At 68.5% G+C, this 16,448-nt stretch carries 12 protein-coding genes; 3 read left to right on the forward strand and 9 right to left on the reverse strand.

The window, feature by feature from the left end:
• Nucleotides 1-4: 4 nt before the first annotated feature.
• The 6 genes from POL67_RS47690 to POL67_RS47715 all read right to left on the reverse strand — a co-directional run bounded on the left by POL67_RS47690 (nucleotide 5) and on the right by POL67_RS47715 (nucleotide 6,259).
• On the reverse strand, nucleotides 5-679 hold the full coding sequence (locus tag POL67_RS47690) for a hypothetical protein (protein WP_271928563.1): 675 nt from the start codon (nucleotides 677-679) through the stop codon (nucleotides 5-7).
• A 50-nt stretch (nucleotides 680-729) separates the two neighbouring features.
• Entirely contained in the window at nucleotides 730-1,185 is a 456-nt protein-coding gene (locus POL67_RS47695; protein ID WP_271928564.1) for a hypothetical protein, read from the reverse strand.
• 181 nt (nucleotides 1,186-1,366) lie between these two features.
• Nucleotides 1,367-2,818, reverse strand: a complete 1,452-nt coding sequence (locus POL67_RS47700) for a hypothetical protein (protein ID WP_271928566.1) — start codon at nucleotides 2,816-2,818, stop codon at nucleotides 1,367-1,369.
• A gap of 158 nt (nucleotides 2,819-2,976) precedes the next feature.
• The gene (gene tpx, locus POL67_RS47705; RefSeq protein WP_271928567.1) at nucleotides 2,977-3,468 is read right to left on the reverse strand and encodes a thiol peroxidase; all 492 of its coding nucleotides are present in this window, start codon (nucleotides 3,466-3,468) and stop codon (nucleotides 2,977-2,979) included.
• Nucleotides 3,469-3,542: 74 nt separating this feature from the next.
• On the reverse strand, nucleotides 3,543-4,373 hold the full coding sequence (locus POL67_RS47710) for an SDR family oxidoreductase (protein WP_271928570.1): 831 nt from the start codon (nucleotides 4,371-4,373) through the stop codon (nucleotides 3,543-3,545).
• 74 nt (nucleotides 4,374-4,447) lie between these two features.
• Nucleotides 4,448-6,259 (reverse strand): TolB-like translocation protein, encoded by a 1,812-nt coding sequence (locus POL67_RS47715; protein ID WP_271928573.1) that lies wholly within the window; start codon nucleotides 6,257-6,259, stop codon nucleotides 4,448-4,450.
• Between the two features lie 77 nt (nucleotides 6,260-6,336).
• On the opposite strand from POL67_RS47715, the gene POL67_RS47720 reads away from it, so the two are divergent.
• The 3 genes from POL67_RS47720 to POL67_RS47730 all read left to right on the forward strand — a co-directional run bounded on the left by POL67_RS47720 (nucleotide 6,337) and on the right by POL67_RS47730 (nucleotide 12,688).
• Complete coding sequence (locus POL67_RS47720) at nucleotides 6,337-9,834, forward strand: protein kinase domain-containing protein (RefSeq protein WP_271928574.1); 3,498 nt, start codon at nucleotides 6,337-6,339, stop codon at nucleotides 9,832-9,834.
• Nucleotides 9,831-12,305, forward strand: coding sequence for a magnesium-translocating P-type ATPase (gene mgtA, locus POL67_RS47725; RefSeq protein WP_271928575.1), 2,475 nt, complete (start codon nucleotides 9,831-9,833; stop codon nucleotides 12,303-12,305). The genes POL67_RS47720 and mgtA overlap by 4 nt, the downstream gene beginning before the upstream one ends.
• Nucleotides 12,306-12,403: 98 nt before the next feature.
• Nucleotides 12,404-12,688, forward strand: a complete 285-nt coding sequence (locus tag POL67_RS47730) for a hypothetical protein (protein ID WP_271928578.1) — start codon at nucleotides 12,404-12,406, stop codon at nucleotides 12,686-12,688.
• Between the two features lie 61 nt (nucleotides 12,689-12,749).
• Here the strand turns inward: POL67_RS47730 and POL67_RS47735 are convergent, their stop codons facing one another.
• From POL67_RS47735 to POL67_RS47745, 3 genes are all read right to left on the reverse strand, one after another.
• Nucleotides 12,750-13,517 carry a class I SAM-dependent methyltransferase gene (locus POL67_RS47735; protein ID WP_271928581.1) on the reverse strand — a complete coding sequence of 256 codons (768 nt, stop codon included), beginning with the start codon at nucleotides 13,515-13,517 and terminating at the stop codon, nucleotides 12,750-12,752.
• A 78-nt stretch (nucleotides 13,518-13,595) separates the two neighbouring features.
• The gene (locus POL67_RS47740) at nucleotides 13,596-15,122 is read right to left on the reverse strand and encodes a tetratricopeptide repeat protein (RefSeq protein ID WP_271928582.1); all 1,527 of its coding nucleotides are present in this window, start codon (nucleotides 15,120-15,122) and stop codon (nucleotides 13,596-13,598) included.
• Nucleotides 15,047-16,423, reverse strand: a complete 1,377-nt coding sequence (locus POL67_RS47745) for a hypothetical protein (RefSeq protein ID WP_271928585.1) — start codon at nucleotides 16,421-16,423, stop codon at nucleotides 15,047-15,049. Before POL67_RS47745 ends, POL67_RS47740 begins: the two co-directional genes overlap by 76 nt.
• Nucleotides 16,424-16,448 lie beyond the last annotated feature (25 nt).

The following is a 16,448-nucleotide window of genomic DNA, read 5'->3' on the forward strand; positions in this document are numbered from 1 at the left end:
ACGGCTAAGGTGTTTCCGCGGGCTTTTTCGGCGTCTTCTCCGCCGCTTTCCCGGCCGCCTCGTCGTGCATCAGGAATTGCTCGGGCGTGAGCTCCCCCATCGTCTCGACCCCCGCGCGCGTGCGAGGGGGCTCCGGCGCGAGCATCATCTGCCCCACCGTCTGCTCCGTGCGCATGCCCAGGCCCACCCAGGCCGCGGCCACTGCGCCCGTCCCGACGGCGACCACGGAAAGCACGCGCCGCACACGCCTCCTCCGCACGCCGACGGGGCAATCGGAGGTCATCACCGTCCCGTCCTTGCGCTGGAAGTACCGGACGCAGAGGTTGCCCTCCTTCGCGCGGATGAGCTGCTCCGCCTCCTGGGCGGTCAGGGCCGAGAGATTGTAAACGTTCTTTTCGCAGGACGGACAGAACCGCGCCCGGTCGTCGCCCACCATCGAGGCCCAGTCCGCGCTGCAAGGGGCCGCGACCTCGACACGGGAGAGCAGAGGCAAGCGCCGCTTCTCGTCGAGCCGGCGTTGCACGTCCGCGAGCTCCTTGCCGAGATCCGCTCCCTCACGCGAGAGACCTTCGAGCTCGCGCTGCTGCGCCTCGATCTGCGCGAGGCGGGCCTCGATCTCGGCCTTCTTGATCTCCAGGGCGTGCTCGTCGTCGCGGTAGGCCATGGCCCTTGGACGCACGAGGCGAGCGTCGGGTTTGAGGGGAAGGGCGAAGATTCGCGGCCGCGCGCTCAGTTGCGGCCGTTCAGCAGGTCCTTGTGCGTGGCGACCAGGAACGGATTGCCGCGCGGCTGCACCGTCGTGGTCGCCGCCTGCGTGGCCGGCGTCTCGCTCACCGGCTTGCGCGGGATGCGCGGCTTGGGCTTGGGGAGAGGGAGGGGCTGGGGCTTGGGGAGGGGCTGGGGCTCGACGGCCGGGCCGAGGGCGAGCTCGATCGACGCCTTGGCCTTGGCGATCTGCGCGAGCGCATTCGCGCGTTCCCGCGGTCGGGCCGCCGTGGCTTGCTCGACCTCTTGTTCGGCGCGCTCCAGGAACGCGAAGCCCCGCGCGAGCTTGAGCCGCGTGACCTGCTCGGCCGACGGGAGATCCGCGTCACACGCGGCTGACTCCTGCACCGCGCCCCTGCCGACGACGACCACGAGCGCTCCCGCGAGCACCAGCGTCGAGACCTTCCACACATTCACCATCGGTTCCTCCCTCCGAGCGCGAGCGTCGCGCGCTCGCCATGTGGCGAGGTCGGGCCTCGATGTGACCAACTTTTTTCGGGACGAGGAGATCTCGCCGCCACGGCGGCCCTGTCCCCCCCGGGGCCCACGGACGAAACGCCCGGGACGAGGCGCCAGTCGATGGAAGGGAAGCGCGGCCCGGTCAGGGCGAGAGTTCGAGGAAAAACGCGTCGAACCCGCCGGCGCTCGCGGGCTCGTTGAGGGCCCCCACGAGCTTGCCCTGGAAGCCGCCGACGAGGAGCGGACGGCCCGTCTTGGGGGAGACGTCGACGGCGGTGATCCCCTGCGCCCAGGCGTCGCCAAAGTCGTGGCCCCAGACCACGTCGAGGGTCCCGCCCCGCAGCTTGAAGGCGCAGGCGTCGGCGTCGAGCCCGCTCTCCGTTGCGAGGAGCTTGATGCCGAGCTGGAGCTGCTGCGAAAACAGGCAGCCGATCACGACATCCCCGGCCGGATCGAACGCGACGCCGGTGCCGGCTTGGATCCCGGGCCCTTGAAAGGCCGCGCTCCGGAGGAGCGCGCCGTCCGTCGGCGAATAAAACGCGGCGAACATGTCCCATGCGAGCATGTCGTCGTTCGTGTATTGCTTGCCGAGGAGATCCATCGTCCCGCCGCGGAAATTGCCGACGAGCGCGATTTCACCGGTCTTCGGCGAGATGTCGATCGCGTCGACGATCTGATCGCCCGACCCGCCCATCCTCTGCGCCCATTGCACATCCCCCGACGCCGCGTCGAGGCGCGCGAGGAACATGTCTTTCCCCTGCGTGAGCTCCCCTTCGAGCGACCCGAGGGAGCTCTCCCCATCCATGAGCCCCGCCGCGATGATGTCGCCGTCGTCCGTGACCGCGAGCGCGTAGACCGCCTGAAATCCGGGGCCGCGCACAGGCACCTGCCAGCGAAGCGTGCCGGTGCGATTGTAGGACACCAAAAACCCGTCGCCCGTCCCTGACGCCTCGAGCCCTGCCTTGTCGCCGAAATTCACCGCCCCTGCGAACGAGCCACCGAGGTACACGTTGCTCTCCGCATCGAACGCGACGGCGTGCGCCACCTGGTAGGCCTGGTCCCCGAGGGCCTTGAGGTATTTGAGCGCTCCCCCCCCGTCGAACACGGCCAAAAACGCGTCCCGCGAACCCAACGACGAGTCGTACGACTCGATCCCGATCTGGATCTTGCCGCTGAAATACCCGGCCACCGCGACGTCCCCGTTCGGCGCGACCGCGAGGCCCGCGACGGTGATGAGCTTGCCATCCGACTCCGGCAGGAACTTGGTGGACCAATCCGAGATCGCCCCGTCGGGGCCGCGCCGGGTAAGCAGGACGCGGCCGTCTTTCGGCACGCCGTCGGCCTCCGCCGTCCCCGACCCGAAGCCGCCCATGAACACCACGCCGTCGTTCGAGGCTGCGACAGCATGGAAGGCGTCGTCCTTCGCGGTGACGACCCCGTGCTCGACCGCAACCGGCGTCCCTTTGCAGGTCACCTCCGCGGTGCAGCCGTCGCCCAGCCCCGGCGGAGGCGGCGGCTCGTACTGCGACACCGTGCATCCCCCCACGGAAGCGAGACCCGAACCGAGAACCACCGCAAGCGCAAGCTTCCTCATACGCCATCTCCCGTGGAGCGCCGGGCCGGCGCCTTCCAAGCAGGCGTGAGCACGACGCAATGCGCCAGATTCTCGCGGCGCGCGGAAGCGGCGTCAACTTCTGGAAATGTGTAATCTTTTTCGCGGAGGGAGGCGGGAGGTGCGCCAGGCGGGGAGAATCAGCCGATGGCGGCGAGCGCGGCGTCGTAGTTCGGCTCCTGCGCGATCTCGGGGACGAGCTCGGCGTGCAGGACCTTGTTGTCGCCATCGAGGACGAGCACGGCGCGCGCCGTGAGGCCGGCGAGGGGGCCGTCGGCGATCTCGACGCCGTAATCCTTGCCGAACGAGGAGCGGAACGCGGAGAGCGTCTCGACGTTGGCGAGGCCTTCGGCGCCGCAGAAGCGCTTCTGCGCGAAGGGCAGGTCCTCGGAGATGTTCAGCACCGTCACGCCGCTCTTGGACGCGCGCTCGTTGAACTTGCGGACCGAGACGGCGCAAACGGGCGTGTCGATGCTCGGGAAGATATTGAGGATCTTCTTGCCCGAGAACGTCGCGAGCGAGGCCCGGGCGAGGTCGCCCCGGAGGAGCTTAAAATCGGGCACCTTGCTCCCCAGGCTCGGCAGCTCGCCGGACGTGTGAATCGGATTGCCCTTCAGCGTGATCGTCGCCATGTGGATCGTCTCCCTGTTCGGTTTGGCGCGGAGTGTACACACAAGGGCAAGCGCCACAAGGGGCGAACGTGACCCTACGTGACGTCCGGCAACCCCTCGACGCCCACGAGCTTCGCGCTGACCTCGTAGAGCCGGCGCTGGAGCGCGCGATCGTGCGAAGCCTTCGACGAGGCCTCCTCGTGCTCGTCGGAGAAGTATTTGCACGTCACCCCGGCAAGCGTGGGGTCGGTCGCGAGCCGGACGGACGTGGCGGCCCCCTGCGCGACCGTGCCCCCGCCCATGCCGAAGCCGCTGCGCAAGAGCTTCGTGCCGATGACCCCCGGATGCAGCGCGTTCGAGGTGATCCGCGTCCCGGCGAGCCTTCGCCCCATTTCATACGCGAAGAGCACGTTCGCGAGCTTCGACGTGGCATACGCCGTATACCCGTGGAAATAGCGCTCGGACGTGAGATCGCCGAATTCGATCTGCCCGCGGGTATGGGCGATCGAGCTCACGGTGACGATGCGGCCGTCGTCGCTCGCGCGGAGCTGGGGGAGCAAGAGGTGCGTGAGCAGGAACGGCGCGAGGTGATTGACGGCGAACGTCATCTCGAATCCGTCCTCCGTGAGCTTTCGCTCGTGCATGAAGACGCCGGCATTGTTGAGCAGCACGTCGAGCCGCTCCACGCGCCCCGCGACCTCCGCGGCGAGCGCGCGGACGGAGGACATCGACGAGAGATCCGCGGCGACGGGCACGAGATCGTTCGAATGGCTCTCCCGCGCGAGCGCTTCGCAAACCGCGTTCGTCTTGGCCGCGGTCCGCCCGTGCACGACGACGCGGGCGCCGCGCCGAAGAAGCTCGAGCGCGGTCTGGCGCCCGATTCCGTCGGTCGCGCCGGTGACGAGGACGATCCGCTGCTGGGACATGATGCCGTCTGCCTCTCCCGCACGCGGGAGCATAAGGGGATAAGAAGAAGTGGTAAGGAGGGGGAATCAGGGCGTCAAGGTGCGCTCGCGGGCTCCGGCGGCCCCGCATCCTTGACCGCAACGGAGCCGATGAGCGACATCGTGCGGCGCTCGTAGTTCGGATCGTCGCTCGTGGACTCGAAATAGATGCGCGATCCGTCCTCGGAGAAAAGCGGATATCGCTCCTTCCAGGGGTTCTGCGTGAAACGACGGACGTGCTTTTGCTCGATGTCGAACAGGAACACGTCCCCGCGCCGCGTGAACGTGACGAGCTTGCCGTCGGGCGAAACACTCGGGTTCTCGGCCGACCCGATGTCGAAGCGCAGGAGCTTGCCCGCCTCGAGGTCGAACATCGCGAGGCCCAGGGTCTCCATGACGAGCTTCTTTCCGTCGCGGCTCGCTTCGAGGGCCGACAAGCGGTCGTGGGGGTCCACCTCGTAGAGCCGCGTCACGGCCGGCGGCGAGGCCCCGAGGTCGGCGACGTACAACGTCTGGTGCAGAGGCTTGAACGGGGCCTCGCCCGACGCCTCCTCGCTCGGCGCGGGCGGCTCCTCCTGCGAACCCGGCATGTGCAGGAACGCGAGCCGGTTCGCGTCGATCCAGGCGAACCCCGAGAAAAAGCCGCCCTCGGGCGCGCGCTCGTAGAGCGTCTTGCCGTCGTCGAGCGAGACGACGAGCAGGTTGCCCGGGCAATCGCGGCAGGGGCGATCATAAAGCGCGGTCGCCTTGCCGCCCGGCGCGACCTCGGGCGACGAGAATCGGTGATCCTCGTCGATCCGCAGGCGCCGCGCCTTGCCGTCAGGCTCGACCACGGTGAGCGTCTTCGCCCAGCCGAAGAGGTCCTCCGCGAACACCACGCGCCCGCCGTCCGGCGCAGCCGCCGGATAACTGAAGAGGTGGTACCCGCTCCAGAGGAGCTTTCGCTCGCCGCCGGGCTTTCGCCATTCGAGGGTTTCGAGGCCCGTGATCCACGAGAGGTTCATCGTGCGCGGCGCGACGAACGGCGTGATGTCGGCCGTCTTCACGAGAAACCCGGGCGCGGCCGAACCGCCGAGCGCGTCGTCGGCGCCGAGGGCGCTGTGGTAGGTGACCTTCGCGGGGCCCTTGTCGAACTCCTTGCGGCGCTTCTCCAGGTCCTCGTAGGTGCGCTGCGCGTCGCCGAGGCGGTCGCCGCGGACCTCGACGTATTTCTTCGCCTTGGCGACGTGATCGGCGAGCTTGATGTCGTTGCCCTGGAAAATGCTCTGGAGCGCCGGGTGCTTGACCAGGTGCGGGACGACCTGATCAAAGGCCTGGAGCGCGAGCGTGTCGGCGAGGCGGCGCAAGGCGTCGCCCTTCTGCTTGCCGCCCGCCCAGCCGACGAGGCGGCCGCTCTGCGCGACCTCGTCGCGGACATGGTGAACCTCGAACGAAGCGTCGGCGCGGACCTCGAAGTAGCCTCCTTCCACCGGATGCTCGAGCGTCTCGGGGCTCAACTTCGCCTTGACGACGAACGCGGCGCGGAGCTTCTTCGCGGCGGCCTCGGGGCTCTCGGCCTCGCGCAGGACGTCGAGCACCTCGGGGTCACCGGCGCGCACGGGCTCGAACCCGATCGCGTCGAGGCGCTGGCAAAGCTCGTTCACGAGCCGGGCCGACGCGCGCGAGCCTTCCCAGAAGTGCCCGTCGAGATCCACGGCGACGACCACGCGCAGCGGCTCGGGCTCGGCGAGCGAGCGCAGGCCGAAGAAGCCGGCCACGCCCGCGAGCGCGGCGAACACGCCGATGACAGGCCAGAAGCGGCGCTTGCGGGGGACGAGCTCCGGCGGGATCTCGGTCTCGGTCTCGGCAGGCTCGGCAGGAGTGGTCATGGCCGTCGTTCGCGCATAACCTCGCGGCGGGCCGGAGGCAATGGTAGCGTTGCGCGTCCGCGTCGGAGGGGGGACCTATGCTCGTGATCGGGGAGACCCTGGGGGGGCGGTACGATCTCGTGCGGCTCGCGGGGACTGGCGGAATGGGGGAGATCTACGAAGCGCGCGAGCACTCGACGGGCAAGCGGCTCGCCGTGAAGGTGCTCCGGGCCGGCCGGGACGATGCGGCCGCGCGCTTCGAGCGGGAGACGGCGATCCTGTCCACGTCGTCGCACCCGCATATCGTGCAGTACGTGGCGCGCGGGGTGCTGCCCTCGGGAGAGCCTTGGCTCGTGATGGAATGGCTCGAGGGGGAGGACCTCGCGAGCCGCCTCGGGCGGGGTCCGCTCGGCATCGCCGAGGGCGTTCGATTGCTCCGCGCCGCGGCCGAGGCGCTCGGCGCCATGCACGCGCGCGGCGTCGTCCATCGGGACATCAAGCCGGGCAACCTGTTCCTCGTCGGCGGGCGCATCGAGGGATTGAAGGTGCTCGATTTCGGCATTGCCCAGCTCCCCGGGGCCTCGCGGCTCACGGACACGGGGTTGATCCTCGGGACCCCCGGGTACATGGCCCCCGAGCAAGCGAGGGATCGCGAGGGGGTGGGCGCGGGGGCCGACGTCTTTTCGCTGGGCGCGGTCCTCTTCGAATGCCTGACCGGACAGCGCGCGTTTCCGGGGGCGACGTTCCTCGCCGTCCTGAGCAAGACGCTCTTCGACGAACCCCCGCGGCTGCGGCAGCTCGTCCCTCGGGCGCCGGAGGGGCTCGAAGCGCTCGTCGCGCGAATGCTTTCGAAACACCCGGAGGACCGGCCGGCGGATGGGCGGGCCGTCGCCGCGGCCCTCTCGACGTCGTGGCTCGTGGACGACGCCCCGACGCCGGAGCGCCCCCGGAGCGCGATCACCGGAAGCGAGCGGCGCACGGTCGTGCGGCGACAGATCGCGGAGGGCCCGCGTTTGCTCCTCGGAAAGCCGACGCCGTACGTGGGCCGGGAGCGCGACCTCGCGCTGGCCTTGCAGCTCTTCGACGAATGCGTGGAGGACGGTGTCGCGCACGGCGTGCTCGTCGTGGCGCCCCCGGGCATGGGCAAATCGCGCCTGGCCCACGAGCTCGTGCGGGAGCTCCGCGCGCGGACCAAGCCTCCTTCGACGCTTGGGGGCTCCGCTCGGACGAGCCGAGCTGCGCCCCCAAACCCCCCGTCGATCTGGAACGTGCGCGCCGATCCGCTCCGGCAAAGCTCGGCGCTCGGCCTCCTCGGGCAGGCCCTCCGCGGCGCGTGCGGGCTTCGCGAAGGTCAGCCGCTCGAAGCGCGGAGGGAGGCGCTGCTCGCGCGCATCACCGAGCGAATGGGCCCCGCGGGGCGACCCGTGGCCGAGGTGCTCGGCGAGATCACCTCCACGCCGTTTCCCGACGCGGAGAGCGCGCCGCTCCGCGAGGCGCGCAAGAACGCCCAGCTCCTCGCCGATCGCATCCAGGACGCCTGGCTCTCCTTCCTGCAAGCCGAATGCAGCGCGGCGCCGGTGCTGCTCTTGCTCGACGATCTGCAATGGAGCGATCGGCCGACGGTGCAGCTCGTGGACGCCGCGCTGCGGGAAGGCCAGCGCTCTCCGCTCTTCGTGCTCGCGCTGGCGAGGCCGGAGGTCCACGACGTCTTTCCGAACCTCTGGTCGAAGCGGCGCTTGTACGAGCTCCGGCTCCGCAAGCTCGGCCCGAAGGCGAGCGAAGAGCTCGTCCGGCACGTGCTCGGCGACGCGGCCCCCGAGGAGACCGTCACGCGGATCTGCGCCCTCTCCGACGGCAATGCGTTTTACCTGGAGGAGCTCATCCGCGCGGCGGAGGAGAAGCAGACCACGCTCCCGGCGACCGTGGTGTCGATGGTGCAATCGAGGCTCACGCAGCTCGACGGCCCGGCGCGGCATATCTTGCGGGCGGCGAGCGTCTTCGGGGAGACGTTCTGGGCCGGAGGCGTCGCGGCCTTGCTCGGCGCGAGCCTCCACGCGTCCGAGATGCACGAAGCGTTTTCGCGGCTCGTGGACGGCGAGCTCGTCGCAAAGGCGCGCGAAAGCCGGTTCCCCGGCGAGGAAGAATTCCGCTTTCACCACGCGCTGCTCCGCGAAGGCGCGTATTCGATGCTCCTCGGCGAGGATCGGGCGCTCGGCCACCTCCTCGCCGGAGAATGGCTCGAACGGCACGGCGAGCAGGAGCCGACGGTGCTGGCCGAGCATTTCGAGCGCGGCGGCGACCTCGAACGCGCCTGCCATTACCACGCCCGCGCGGCCGAGCGGTCGTTCGCGCATTTCGATCTGGATGGCGTCCTCGTTCATGTGGAGCGCGGGGTCTCGTGCGGGGCGACCGGCGAGGTGCTGCTCACGCTCCGGAGCTGGCAGCTCATGGCGCACAATTTCCGCGGGAGCTTCACGGAGGAGGTGATTCGCCTGGCCGAGGAGGCGCGGGCGAAGGCGAGGCCTGGCAGCTCCGCGTGGTACCGGATGACCCACGTCTTGTGCTCCCATTGCATGTTCACCGGCCAGCGGGAGTACGCCATCACGCTCGCGAGGGAGATCGCCGCGACCTCACCCGACACCTCGGCGCGCCCCGTCGTGATGGAGCTCCTCGTGATCGTCGTCGGGGGACTGGCCGCGGTCGGCGAGGGCTCGATTGCGCGCGACATGATCGACTACTTGCAGCGCGTGGAGGATCGTTTGGAGGAGACAGACCTCCTCGAGCGCTGCCATGCCTGGCAAACCCGAGCGTGGTACCTCATGGTGCGGGACCAGGATCCCTGGAAGAGCCTCGTCCTCTTCCGGAAGGCCGCCGCGGGCTTCACGGAGGTGGGGGACCTCCGGCAAAAGGTGTTCGTGGAGAATGGGGCCACGGTCATGCTGTTCTGGATGGGGCAGCGCGAGGCGAGCATCGAGGACGCACGAAAGACGCTGGCGCTCGCCCAGCGCGTGCAGGATCCGCTCGTGCGGGCGTACGCCCAAAGCACGCTCCAATGGGCCCTGCTCGAGGACGCCCCGCATATCGAGGAGCTGAAAGGCCTCTCGCGCGAGAACATCCACGTCTACCCCGGGCCCAGCCTGTTCTCGGCGTTCGCCCACATCTGCCTTGCGAGCACCGCGCTCCACGAGGGCGACCTCGCGAGCGCCGAAGCGGAGGCCCGCATGGCACGGGACAACCTGACGACGATGCCGAGTTATCGTCTGCTCGCGTCGTCGTACCTGGTCACGGCGCTCCTCCGGCAGGGGCGCGCGGCCGAGGCGCGTGAAATCGCCGAGCAGGACCTCGGGCTGCTCGCGGGGCGCGGGAGCACGGGCATCGGCGAGAGTCGATTTCGTCTGGCCGTGGTGGAGGCCCGGTGGGCCACGGGAGATACGGAGGCCGCGCGCGAGGCATGCATCGAGGCGAGGGAGCTGCTCGTCACGACGGCAGCGCGCATCGAGGATCCCAAATTCCGACGGAGCTATTCGGAGGACGTGCCGGCGCATCGGAGGACGCTCGCGCTCGCGGAGGAGCTCGGCCTCGGGGAGGCGCCTTGAACACGGACGAGGGGCTCTCGCAGGCCGAAGCGTCGAGGCGACTCGCCCTCCACGGGCGCAACGTGCTCCGCGGGGCCAAACGCCGCTCCGCCGTCGTGGAGCTCCTCGCGCGATTCAAGAACCCGCTCATTCTCCTTTTGCTCGCGGCGTGTGTCGTCTCGGCGGTGACGGGGGACCTCGGGAGCTCGACGATCATCATGGTCATCGTCGTGCTCAGCGTGGTGCTCGATTTCGTGCAGGAGCACCGCGCGGGCCGGGCGGCCGAGCAGCTGCGCAAAGCGACGCGGGTCCACGCGACCGTCGTGCGGGACGGCGCGGCGCGCGAAGTGCCCACCGAGGAGATCGTGCCCGGCGACGTCGTGCTCCTCGCAGCCGGGGACCTCGTCCCCGCCGATGGAACGTTGCTCGAAGCGCGCGACCTCTTCGTCAACCAGGCGCTCCTGACAGGCGAGCCTTATCCCGTGGAAAAACACCCCGGGCCGAGCGCGGACGCCACGAACGCGGACGGCGCCACGGCCGAGGTCTTCATGGGCACGTCCGTGATCAGCGGCAGCGGCAAGGCCGTGATCACGCAGACGGGGTCGAACACGGCGGTCGGCAAGATCGGCGTCGCGCTGACGAGACAGCCGCCGCCCACGGCCTTCGAGCTCGGCACGCGGAATTTCGGCCTGCTCATCCTGCGCCTGGCGATGTGGATGGTGCTGTTCGTGCTGCTCGTGAACCTCGTCCGCGAGCGCACGTGGCTCACGTCGTTCATGTTCGCGATTGCACTCGCGGTGGGCCTCACGCCGGAGCTGCTCCCCATGGTCGTCTCGGTGACCCTGGCGCGCGGCGCGCTGCGAATGTCGAAAAAGAAGGTGCTCGTCAAGCGGCTCTCGGCCATTCACGACCTCGGGAGCATGGACGTGCTCTGCACGGACAAGACGGGGACCCTGACCGAAGCGCGCATTCGCCTGGAAAAGCACCTCGACCCGCAGGGTCGCGACAGCCCGCGGGTGCTCGCGCTCGCCTATCTCAACAGCTATTTCGAGTCGGGCCTCCGGAGCCCGCTCGACGACGCGATCCTGCGGCGCGAGCCGGTCGACATCGGGGGCTGGGAGAAGCTCGACGAGGTGCCGTTCGATTTCGAGCGCCGGCGCATCTCGGTGCTGGTCCGGCGAAACGGAGACACGCGGCTCGTCGTGAAGGGCGCGTTCGAGGAGATCCTGCGGCTCTCGACGCATTACGAGGGGAACGGTCCCGACGACGTGCGTCCCCTCGACGCGGCGGCGCGGCGCGCGTTCTTCGAGCGATTCGAGGACCTCGGGCGGGAGGGATACCGCGTGCTCGGGATCGCCTGGAAGGCGGAGGCCGCCGATTGCCGGCACGTGGTCATCGACGACGAGACGGAGCTCGTCTTCGCGGGCTTCGCGGCCTTCGAGGATCCGCCGAAGGAGAGCGCGGGCGCGGCGCTCCGGGCGCTGCGCGACGCGGGCGTGTCCGTGGTGATCGTGACGGGGGACAACGAGCACGTGGCCACGCACGTGTGCCAAAAGCTCGGCGTTCCGGTGCGTGGTTGCCTGACGGGGACGGAGCTCGACGAGCTCGACGTGCACGCGCTCGGGGCGCGCGTGGAGAGCGTGAACCTGTTTTGCCGGCTGAACCCGACGCAAAAGAACCGGGTGATCCTCGCCTTGAAGAAACGAGGGCGGGTGGTCGGGTATCTCGGCGACGGGATCAACGACGCGCCGTCGTTGCATTCGGCGGACGTGGGGATCTCGGTCGACAGCGCGGTGGACGTGGCGAAGGAGGCGGCGGACATCCTGCTGCTCGAACGGGACCTCTCGGTGGTGGCGGAGGGGATCTTCGAGGGGCGTCGGACGCTCGGCAACATCCTCAAATACATCCTGATGGGGACGAGCTCGAACTTCGGCAACATGTTCAGCATGGCCGGCGCGTCGCTCTTCCTGCCCTTCCTGCCGATGTTGCCGGCGCAGATCCTCTTGAACAACTTTCTGTACGACCTCTCGGAGCTGCCCATCCCGACGGACCGGGTGGACGAGGACTTCGTGGCCCGCCCGCACCGGTGGGACATGCCGTTCATTCGTCACTTCATGCTGGTGATCGGGCCGGTGAGCTCGATCTTCGATTTTGCCGCGTTCGCGTTGCTCTTGTACTTGTTCCAAGGAGACGAGCGGCTGTTCCAGACGGGCTGGTTCGTCGAATCGCTGGCGACGCAGGTGCTCGTGATTTTCGTGATCCGGACGCAAGGCAGCGCGCTGCGGGGAAGGCCGAGCCGGGCGCTCCTCGGGACGAGCCTTTTGGTGGTGGCGCTGGCGTTGTTCCTTCCCTTCACATCGCTCGGGGCGAAGGTGGGCTTCGCGCCGCTGCCGCCGGTGTTTTTCGTGCTGCTGGTGCCGCTCGTGGCGGCGTATCTGGTGACCGTGGAGGTGGTGAAGCGGTGGTTTTATCGGCGGTTCGGGTGGGCTTGAGAGGCCGCCGCTCGACGGGGTGACGTGTGGTTTCCGTACGTCGCGGGGCCGTTCGCCCTGGCATGCGAGCTGCCCTTCGAGGGAGGGGGGAACGTACGATGACCAAAAAACGAATGTTCATGGCCCTCCTGGCCGGCGCGAGCGTGCTGCTCGTCGCGACCCTCGGGAACGCGCTGCCCGCCTACAGGATCATGCGATACTATTATTCCTCCAGCAGTTATACGACCGTCGTGGGGCGCGAGACGGTCATCACCTGCTACGGCGTGCCAAGGGGCAACACGCTGCGCGGGATACGCACGAACCATATCTGCGAGATCGAGATCTGGTGCGGGGCAGGAAGCCCTCCCTCGCCCCCGGAGCGGATCTGCGAGAGCGTCGATTGACGTGGGCGTTTCGCGGCGCGGCCGAGCGGTACGGATTCCGAGCCCCCATGGAGCAGGGCGGTCAGGAAGGCATGTTGAGCACGAGCCGCAGGCCGGCGTCGTATTCGTCGAGCCTTCGCAAGTGGCCATGGCGTGCGTCCCAGGTACCGTCTTCGAGATCGCGGCGCACCGCGGTCACCACGCGATGCACGACCGCGGGTTCCATCCGGGCGAAACCGGAGGTGGCATTGCGCGCCCCCTCATCGAGCACCCGCTCGGGATGCGCCCAGAACGACATCAACGTCCAGTCGGAGGTATCGCGAGGAATGGGCATCACCACGATCTCGGTGCGGCCGCCGAGCCAGGCGGCGAGCTGTGCGGGGCGGGGGAAGGTCCGATGGTCGAGCGCCGCGACCTCGGGCAGATAATCGGCCATCAGCCACATCGCGCCGCTCACCTCCGGATCACAGGTGACGATGACGACCGGCCCTGTCGCGACCCGTCGCATCTCGCGGACGCCCTGCTCCCGCCCTTCGTCCCAGTGGTGGAGGGACAAGACGGTCATGGCCGCGTCGACGCTGCCATCACGCAGCGGCAGCGAATCGGCCGTCGCCCGAATCGCGGGGGCGAGCTCGCGCGGGCGCTGTCCGGCCATGACATCACTCGGCTCGATGGCCATCACGTGGCGGTCGCGCGGCTCATACGACCCGGCCCCCGCGCCGACATTGACGACGGTCCGTGCAGGGCCGAGCGCCGCCAGGATGCGATCACGGAGGCGCGGGTCTTCCTTGCGGGTATGGGCGTAGCCCTGGCCGATGTGGTCGTAACGTGGTGTGGAAAGGGGGGGCATGGCGGTCGTTCACGGGGGGTTACTACCACCTCCTCGCGGGTGCAACGTCCGGTGCGCCCCGGCCAGATGCTTTCCTTCTCATTCGTTGCCCCGACTCCCGCCTTGGGCCTGAGCGGCCGCTGCATCCTCGAGGGATTGGATGTACGCGAAGCGCTTGTAGGCGCGGCTCATGTAGGGGCTCGACAGGGAGGGGATGCTTTTTTCGATCTGGAAGGCGCGCTCGGCGAGGCGTTTGGCTTCGTCGAAGTCGCCCTTCTGGGCGAGGATCTCCGCGAGGTCGCCGTAGAGGCCGCCGAGGAAGGGGTCTTCGGGGCCGAGGCGGATTTCGGCCTGGCGAAGCGCATCGCGAAGGTGGGACGTAGCTTCGGCGAAGTTTTCCTTACGGGAGTACACCAGTGCGAGCGCCCGAAGCGCATTGACGCTCTCTACGCTGACACGTACCGTGTCGAGACTATCGGCAGCAATGAGCGAGGAGCGAGCCCATCGGGTCGCCTCGCGCAGCTTTCCCCGCCGGAGTGCGTCCTTGGTCGCGAAAAACGCCAACCAGGCGACGGGCGTTTCCTCAACAGGCAGACGCAGCCACGAGGGCCACAGTCGTCCCGTGCCGCGCCACAACAGCGAACGCCAAAACATGACCCATAGCCACGGGATATCGTCTTCGACAAGGCGCACCGCGGCAGCCCCGGGATCCGCGGCGTTTCGCATCAACCGCTCGAAGTCCGTCTCCGGAACGCCGCGCCGCAAACCGAACTCGATCACTTGGACGGCTTCCGGCTCAAGCGCGGCGAGCACAGCGAGTCGCCCGGGGGTGCGCACTCCCAGGGCCGCCAGGCCCGCACGCGCCTCGACGAGGCTAAGACAATGCTCTTTGAAGGTCCAAAAGAAGACCGAACTGCCGAACCCGATCACGCTATCAACACAAATGACCCGCGTCCTGATCCCCAGTTCCTTGAGCGCAGCCTCTACCTTCGATGCGTCGGCCTGGTCGGCAGCATCGTGCACGACGAGCCACGCGCGCCCCGCATTACGCATCGCCTGCACGAGGTCGTCTTGTGGCATCCGTGCGCTCAGATGAACGAGCCGCCTTCCGGGCAACGCCACCCGAAAACACGCCTCCAGATGATCCCCTTGCCACGCGATCCCCTTGGCCCGCGCACAAAGCGCCGCCCGGATCCCATACACCGCATGCATCGGCACCCCTGGCGGACACTCGTGCCGATGCGATATCCAATCGAAGAAGTCGACCGCCTTCTGCGAGAGCGCGACCGACGTCTCCGCATCACACCACAGGATCACCTTGAGCTTCCGACGCGCGAAGACCGGACGCTGCTGGTTCAGCCAGTCCGCATCCTCCGCCCGCGGCGCAAGGATCATCACCGCGCCCTCCGGCACCTCGTACACGGCCCGCACGTCCGTATAGACCTCGACGTCCGGATACGTCGGCAAAAGGGCGAGGACGAGGTCGCGCAGCCGCTCCGGGCGCGCGTGGTCCACGAGGACGAGCAGGCCCCGGCCCTCGCCCGCAAGCTTCAGCTCGCGGAGGATGGCGTCGAGCCAGGCTCCTTCACGAGGTGCATCGTCAGGAGGGGGTGCGGGTAGAACCATTCCGACTCGTTGGGGTACGGGAGAAGCGTGCCATAGGTCAGGAGCTCCTGCGCGAGCGGATGCTCCGGCAAGCGATGCTCGGGATCGGCGGCGACCTGCTCCAGCATGTCGATGTGCCCCGTGTGCAGGCCCATCTCGCGCTGCCGCCGCATCGTGTCCAGCACGTCCTTCACGGTCTTCTCGGACGCGACGGCCTCGTCCGCGTCCCATGCTTGCTCCGCGACCGCCTGCACGAAACGAATGAAATCCCGCGCCCGCCCGCCCGATCGATAGGCGAGCCGGTGAAGGAGCTCGTCGGGAATCAGCCTCTGGTTGTTCCTTTTCTGGATGTGCTCGACCCGGCGGTCGAAAAGCTGGCAGAAGAATTCGACTCCCGGGCCCGGCTTTCGGGGATCCGCTTGAAGGAGGACGGGTTCGTTGACCAGGACGCGCACGGTGCTCCAGCCACGAATCGCGGCCGTGGACGGATGATGCCGCAGCGCAAAGGGGCCGCAGACGATGCTCGGACAGTCGAGCTTCGAGATGATCTGCGAATCGACGAAAAGCGCCTTGGCCCGCTCGATGTCACGAATTCGATCGAGGCCGTCGATGACGAAAAGCACTGGGCGGCTCCTGCGGCGCGCCTCGGTCACGAGGTTGTTCACGCACCCGAGCAGCGTCTGCATGTCGGGGTCCTGATCCGGCAATTCACGCGCGCTGCGGCCCACCGGCAAGCTCAATTTGAGCGCGCCGAACGCGTCTGCGACGAGCTTGCCCATCACCGGCACCGCCGCGGCCGGCGCTCCCGTCGCCATCGCCACGCCGCCCGAGGCCACCGTGAGCAGCGCTTTCGTCAAGACCCCCACGTCGACCTCGGCGGCCCTCGGCGTATCGGTCCGCCGTGCCGCCCGGGACCAGGCCTCGGCGAAATCCTGGACGAGCTCCTTTGGCAGCTCCATCCCGCATTGCCGGCGAAACTCCGCGATGAGGTGCAGGCCGGCGAGGAAACAGACCTCCCACGGGCTGACTTTCTGGAGCGCGCTCGGGTCCTGGACGACGTCCGAAAAATGCCGTTCGAGGTCGAGGAACACGACGAGCTCGATGCCCTGGCGTTGCTCGACAAGCCGAAGGAGCTCGGTCGTCTTGCCCGTCCCCGTCGTCCCGGTGAAGAGCACGCGCGGCGTACCGAACGTCCGCCCGAGCGCCTTCACGATCTGCGTGACGGGGCCATCGGTCCGATCCACGCGAATCCGGCTGTCGTACGCGGGCTGCTCGGGATCGAACAGCTTGTAGACCTCCTCCCAGTCCTGCCTCGCCGACATGCCCCGCACCCTACCATGCCCCGAC

The organism is Polyangium mundeleinium, assembly GCF_028369105.1.
GTDB lineage: Bacteria > Myxococcota_A > Polyangia > Polyangiales > Polyangiaceae > Polyangium > Polyangium mundeleinium.

What these genes read in the sequence shown, in the direction of transcription:
- POL67_RS47695 (WP_271928564.1), bottom strand. Translation starts at nt 1,185, where the DNA reads ATGGTGAATGTGTGGAAGGTCTCGACGCTGGTGCTCGCGGGAGCGCTC.
- POL67_RS47710 (WP_271928570.1), bottom strand. Translation starts at nt 4,373, where the DNA reads ATGTCCCAGCAGCGGATCGTCCTCGTCACCGGCGCGACCGACGGAATC.
- POL67_RS47735 (WP_271928581.1), bottom strand. Translation starts at nt 13,517, where the DNA reads ATGCCCCCCCTTTCCACACCACGTTACGACCACATCGGCCAGGGCTAC.
- POL67_RS47730 (WP_271928578.1), top strand. Translation starts at nt 12,404, where the DNA reads ATGACCAAAAAACGAATGTTCATGGCCCTCCTGGCCGGCGCGAGCGTG.
- POL67_RS47700 (WP_271928566.1), bottom strand. Translation starts at nt 2,818, where the DNA reads ATGAGGAAGCTTGCGCTTGCGGTGGTTCTCGGTTCGGGTCTCGCTTCC.
- POL67_RS47720 (WP_271928574.1), top strand. Translation starts at nt 6,337, where the DNA reads ATGCTCGTGATCGGGGAGACCCTGGGGGGGCGGTACGATCTCGTGCGG.
- POL67_RS47740 (WP_271928582.1), bottom strand. Translation starts at nt 15,122, where the DNA reads ATGGTTCTACCCGCACCCCCTCCTGACGATGCACCTCGTGAAGGAGCC.
- POL67_RS47715 (WP_271928573.1), bottom strand. Translation starts at nt 6,259, where the DNA reads ATGACCACTCCTGCCGAGCCTGCCGAGACCGAGACCGAGATCCCGCCG.
- POL67_RS47745 (WP_271928585.1), bottom strand. Translation starts at nt 16,423, where the DNA reads ATGTCGGCGAGGCAGGACTGGGAGGAGGTCTACAAGCTGTTCGATCCC.
- tpx (WP_271928567.1), bottom strand. Translation starts at nt 3,468, where the DNA reads ATGGCGACGATCACGCTGAAGGGCAATCCGATTCACACGTCCGGCGAG.